The organism is Nostoc sp. DedVER02, from assembly GCF_034530675.2.
Taxonomy (GTDB): Bacteria; Cyanobacteriota; Cyanobacteriia; order Cyanobacteriales; family Nostocaceae; genus Nostoc.
The window spans coordinates 59,840-66,084 of record NZ_JAVRCP020000033.1 but is presented as its reverse complement, the minus strand read 5'-3'; the positions used below and the strand labels follow the sequence as shown (position 1 = coordinate 66,084).

Here is a 6,245-nt window from a genome sequence, read left to right as displayed (position 1 = left end):
CATCTTTGTTGCATTGACCTACACAAATTAATCCACCCTACGTTACGCAGCAACTTTAAAAGACTTGTGTGTACACTGTAGCCCAGAAGAGAAGAGCTTGCTCCCTCTGCTCCCTGCCCCCTGCCCCCTGCCCCCTGCTCCCTGCGCCCTTCATCGGTATAGCCAAACACGCAAGAGTGAAAGCAATTGTTCTGTATCTACAGGTTTAGTTATATAGTCTGATGCACCAGCTTCGATACACTTTTCGCGATCGCCTTGCATGGCTTTAGCAGTCAGTGCAATAATCGGCAAAGATTTAAATTGCTCGTTTTGGCGGATTAAGCTTGTTGTTTCGTAACCGTCCATTTCTGGCATCATTACGTCCATTAAAACGACATCAATATCTGGTGTAGTTTCTAACAGGTTAATTCCCTCTCTGCCGTTTTCGGCGTATAACACTTGTATCTGATAACGTTCCAGCATACTTGTCAGCGCAAAAATATTACGCATATCATCGTCTACAATTAGCGCTTTCTTGCCAGCGAGTAAGTAATCTAGGGAATGGAGTTGTTCAAGTATTTGTTGTTTTGGTGCTGGTAAATTTGCTTGGACTCGGTGTAAAAATAATGCTGTTTCATCAAGGAGACGTTCGGGCGATCGCACATCTTTAATGATGATTGTTTCCGCAATCCGTCTCAGTTCGGTTTCTTGAGCTTTGCTAATTTCTCTACCGGTGTAGACAATGATTGGTAAGGTTTTGCCGTTGGGTAAAAGCTTAATCTGCTCAATTAGTTCAAACCCGGTCATGTCGGGTAGCCCTAAATCGAGAACGAGACAATCAAAATGCTTGCTACGGATGGCTTCTAGAGCTTCTGCACCTGTAGCAACAGCCGTGGTAGAAACATCACTGTTGCCAATTAACTCGACAATGCTATGCCGTTGAGTGTCATCGTCTTCCACTACGAGTAAATTTTTTACCTGGCGCTCAACAAAACCTTTAATTTTAGTCAACGCCTCAGATATTGTCTCGCTAGTTAAAGGTTTTTGTAGATATGCGATCGCACCTAGTTGCAAACCGCGCTGTCTCCCTTCTTCCACAGTCATGATGTGTACAGGAATGTGACGGGTATTTGGGTCATGTTTGAGGCGATCTAATACCGTCCAGCCATCCATTTCTGGCAACCTGATATCTAGCAAAATGGCTGAAGGATAGAATTGCTGTGCTAGCGCTAAACCTGTACTGCCATTTTGGGCTGTTATTACCTTAAATCCATGCTGTTGCGCCATCTCTATGAGGATACGGGCAAAATTCACATCATCCTCAACGATTAATAAGACGCGATCGCCTACGGTAATAGTAGCGCGATCGTCGCTGAGGATTGGGGAGTGCTGAGTGCTGAGTGCTGAGTGGGTAGAGACGCGATTAATCGCGTCTGTACTAGATTGTGTTGATGTTGACTCAGCACTCAGCACTCGAAACTCAGGACTCAATTGGGGGAAGAAGAATGTAAAGGTGCTACCTTGGCCGGGTTGACTTGTGAGTTTAATTTCGCCACCGAAGAGACGGGCAATTTCGCGGCTAATTGATAAGCCTAATCCCGTACCCCCGTATCTCCGACTGGTAGAGCCATCGGCTTGCTGGAATGCCTCGAAAATAACTTTTTGCTTGTCGAGGGCGATGCCAATACCTGTATCGCTGACTGAGAAGGCGATGACATTTTGAGCGCGATTTAAAGTTACTTGGTCGTTGCTCCATCCTTGCTTTGCTAGGGCAATCCGCAAGCGAACTTCTCCTCGCTCTGTAAACTTAAAAGCGTTGGAAAGGAGATTTTTTAATACTTGTTGTAAGCGTTTGACATCTGTATAGATGGTTGTAGGTAAGTCGGGAGTAAATTCAATTGCAAAGGCGAGTCCTTTGTTCTCAGCTATTTGTCGGAAGGTACGCTCAATTTGTTCGCCCAAGTCTACTAATGGCATTTGGGTCATGTCAATTGACATAGTTCCAGATTCAATTTTAGCGAGATCCAGAATGTCATTGATTAACGCTAACAAGTCAGTACCGGCTGAGTAAATTGTTTGGCTGTATTCGACTTGCTTGGCAGTGAGGTTACGATCCATGTTATCGGTCAACAACTTCGCCAAAATTAATAAGCTATTTAGCGGTGTCCGCAGTTCGTGGGACATATTGGCGAGAAACTCAGATTTGTATTTTGAAGAAAGGGCGAGTTGTTCAGCCTTATCTTCCAAAGACATTCTTGCTTGTTCGATTTCTCGATTTTTGCGCTCAACTTCTTTTTTTTGCATCGCCAACAACTCGGCCTTTTCTTCTAATTCGGCGTTGGTTTGTTGTAATTCCTCCTGTTGTCCTTTGAGTAAATCTTCAGAGGTTTTGAGTGATTGGGCTTGTTGTTCTAGGCGCTTGTTGGTTTCGCGGAGTTCGCTTTGCTGAGTTTGGAGTTCTTCAGCTAAAGATTGCGACTGTTTGAGTAATTCTTCAGTTCGCATCGATGCTGCGATCGTGTTCAGGACGATCGCTATACTTTCGGTAAGCTGGTCGAAGAATGTCAGGTGAATTTCGCTAAAGCGGCGGAATGATGCTAATTCTATGACTGCTGTCACCTGTCCTTCAAAGAGTACAGGTAATACCACGGCATTAAGTGGAGTTGCTTCTCCTAAACCAGAGGAAATTCTGACATAATCACTTGGCACATCTGTTAAAAGAATTCGCTCTTTTTCTAAAGCGCATTGTCCCACCAAACCTTCACCCAAGTGGAAACGGTTAGCTAAATGTCTGCGTTCGCGGTAAGCGTAGCTACTAATTAGTTTCAAATACGGCACATTTTCCCCAGACTCCATCAGGAAGAATACGCCGTGTTGCGCTCCTACTAGAGGTGCTAGTTCTGAGAGAATTAGTTTAGATACGGTTTCTAAGTCTCGCTGCCCTTGCAGCATTCGGGTAAATTTGGCTAAGTTAGTTTTTAACCAATCTTGCTCAGTGTTTTTCTGCGTTGTTTCCCGCAGATTGGCAATCATCTGGTTGATGTTGTCTTTGAGTATCGCTACTTCACCTAATGCTTCGACGGCAATTGAACGAGTTAAATCACCTTTAGTTACAGCTGTAGCAACTTCTGCGATCGCTCGCAACTGGGTTGTCAGTGTAGCAGCAAGTTCGTTCACATTATCAGTTAAATCTTTCCAAGTTCCAGCCGCACCGGGGACTCTCGCTTGTCCGCCTAACTTCCCTTCGATTCCTACTTCTCGCGCTACTGTGGTTACTTGATTGGCAAATGTCGCTAGGGTATCAATCATTTCGTTGATTGTCTCTGCCAAAGTTTCAATTTCTCCCTTGGCATCTAGCATCAGTTTCCGTTTCAAGTCACCGTTAGCAACTGCCGTCACAACTCTGGCGATACCGCGCACTTGTGCCGTTAAGTTGCCCGCCATCGAGTTCACATTATCAGTTAAATCTTTCCAAGTCCCTGCAACACCTTGGACTTGCGCTTGTCCGCCTAACTTTCCTTCAGTTCCCACTTCCCGCGCCACCCGCGTTACTTCTGATGCAAAGGAACTAAGTTGATCCACCATTGTATTGGTGGTATTTTTCAAGTCTAAAATTTCACCTCTGGCATCGACGGTAATTTTCTTAGATAAGTCGCCATTGGCTACCGCCTTGGTAACTTCCGCGATGTTGCGAACTTGTCCGGTGAGGTTCCCCGCCATCGAGTTAACGTTATCAGTTAAATCTTTCCAAGTACCTGCGACTCCTCTGACGTAGGCTTGCACGCCAAGTTTACCTTCCGTTCCCACCTCACGGGCAACTCTTGTAACTTCTGATGCAAAAGAATTTAGCTGATCCACCATTGTATTAATGGTGTTTTTGAGTTCCTGAATTTCCCCTTTCACATCGACGGTGATTTTCTTGGATAAGTCACCGTTTGCTACGGCTGTGGTTACTTCGGCAATGTTTCGTACTTGTGCTGTCAAACTTCCCGCCATGAAGTTTACGCTGTCGGTTAAGTCTTTCCAAGTGCCAGCTACACCTTTAACTTCTGCTTGTACGCCCAACTTACCTTCAGTCCCCACTTCTCGCGCCACGCGCGTCACTTCACTTGCAAAGGAATTGAGTTGATCTACCATCGTGTTGACGGTGTTTTTTAACTCTAAAATTTCACCTTTGACATCAACGGAGATTTTCTTAGATAAGTCGCCATTAGCTACGGCGGTGGTGACGGCAGCAATGTTTCGCACTTGTGCTGTTAAACTTCCCGCCATGAAGTTCACGCTGTCGGTTAAATCTTTCCAAGTTCCAGCTACACCGCGCACATCTGCTTGTACGCCAAGTTTACCCTCACTCCCCACCTCACGGGCAACCCGTGTCACTTCACTTGCAAAGGAGTTGAGTTGATCCACCATTATATTGATGGTATTCTTGAGTTCGAGAATTTCGCCTTTGACGGCAACAGTAATTTTCTTCGATAAATCACCATTGGCGATCGCAGTTGTAACTTCGGCAATGTTCCGCACCTGTGCCGTTAAACTTCCCGCCATGAAGTTTACGCTGTCGGTTAAATCTTTCCAAGTACCTGCAACGTCTTTAACTTCCGCTTGTACGCCCAGTTTACCTTCAGTTCCTACTTCTCGCGCTACTCGTGTCACCTCACTTGCAAAGGAACTGAGTTGATCCACCATTGTATTAATGGTATTTTTGAGTTCGAGAATTTCACCTTTGACATCGACGGTAATTTTTTTGGATAAATCGCCTGTTGCAACGGCAGTAGTCACTTCGGCTATATTCCGCACCTGTGCCGTTAAACTTCCCGCCATGAAATTTACGCTATCAGTTAAATCCTTCCAAGTGCCAGCCACACCGCGTACTTCTGCTTGTACGCCCAATTTACCTTCGCTTCCTACCTCACGGGCAACCCGTGTCACTTCACTTGCAAAGGAACTAAGTTGATCCACCATTATATTGATGGTATTTTTGAGTTCGAGAATTTCCCCTTTGACATCGACGGTGATTTTTTTGGATAAGTCACCATTTGCGATCGCTGTGGCTACTTCAGCAATGTTACGAACTTGTCCCGTAAGATTACCAGCCATTAAGTTGACGTTATCGGTTAAATCTTTCCAAGTTCCGGCTACTCCTCGGACTTCGGCTTGTACGCCCAACTTCCCTTCAGTTCCCACCTCACGGGCAACCCTAGTAACTTCTGATGCAAAAGAATTCAGTTGATCTACCATCGTGTTGACAGTATTTTTCAACTCTAGAATTTCGCCTTTGACATCAACAGTGATTTTTTTGGATAAGTCACCATTGGCGATCGCTGTTGCAACTTCGGCAATGTTGCGAACTTGTCCGGTGAGATTACCTGCCATTAAGTTGACATTATCAGTCAAATCTTTCCAAGTGCCAGCCACACCTTGCACTTGGGCTTGAACGCCTAATTTGCCCTCAGTTCCCACCTCACGGGCAACTCGCGTTACTTCCGATGCAAAGGAACCAAGCCGATCTACCATCGTGTTGACGATATTTGCCGTTTGGAGAAACTCACCTTGGAGTGGTCTGCCATCAATTTCGGTTGCGATCGTTTGGGATAAATCACCATTGGCAACCGCCCGAATTACACGAGTAGTTTCAGCCGTTGGTTGCACTAAATCTGTAATCAGAGTATTGACAGAAGCGACACAATCTGACCAAGAACCACGAACATTTACCAGAGAGGCGCGATCGGCTATTTTGCCTTCTTTGCCGACAACATTACCAATTCGCTGTAGCTCGGCCGCCATTCGCTCATTTTGATCGATAATATCATTAAGTGTGTCAGCTATTTTCCCCGCTACACCAGTATAGTCTATAGGCATCCGAGCCGAGAAGTCACCTTGCTTAACAGCATTCAGAGTTCTCAGTAGCTGATTTAAATCTAGATTCTCGTTGTCTCTAGTCAACTGTTCGGTTGCCATAACTTTATCCTTAATAATAAGTAATAATTTTTTGTATTTTTTGCTGCAACTGCTTGATGCACCTTTCGGATAATGCTTAACACTTCTTAGACTTCAAGCAATAGTCAGGTAAATTTAATTATTATGCACTTGCTGTTTAGATAATAGTGCTGCTAGCACTCTCTGGAGTATCATAATCAATCATAGCTAGCTGGCAAATATTTCTCAAACAAACATACAAGCAAATTCGGGGATTCAATGTTTCATGAACTTGGGCGTAAGTATTTGTGGGTCTAATTGTTACTTACTAAACTCATAATTGCGTA

Annotated in this window: 1 protein-coding gene; it reads right to left on the bottom strand. The window is 44.8% G+C overall.

Annotated features, from left to right (window positions below; translation table 11 throughout):
• Positions 1 to 150: 150 nt before the first annotated feature.
• Positions 151 to 5,940, bottom strand: a complete 5,790-nt coding sequence (locus tag RMZ41_RS25080; RefSeq protein WP_322644018.1) for a HAMP domain-containing protein — start codon at positions 5,938 to 5,940, stop codon at positions 151 to 153.
• Between the last annotated feature and the right edge of the window lie 305 nt (positions 5,941 to 6,245).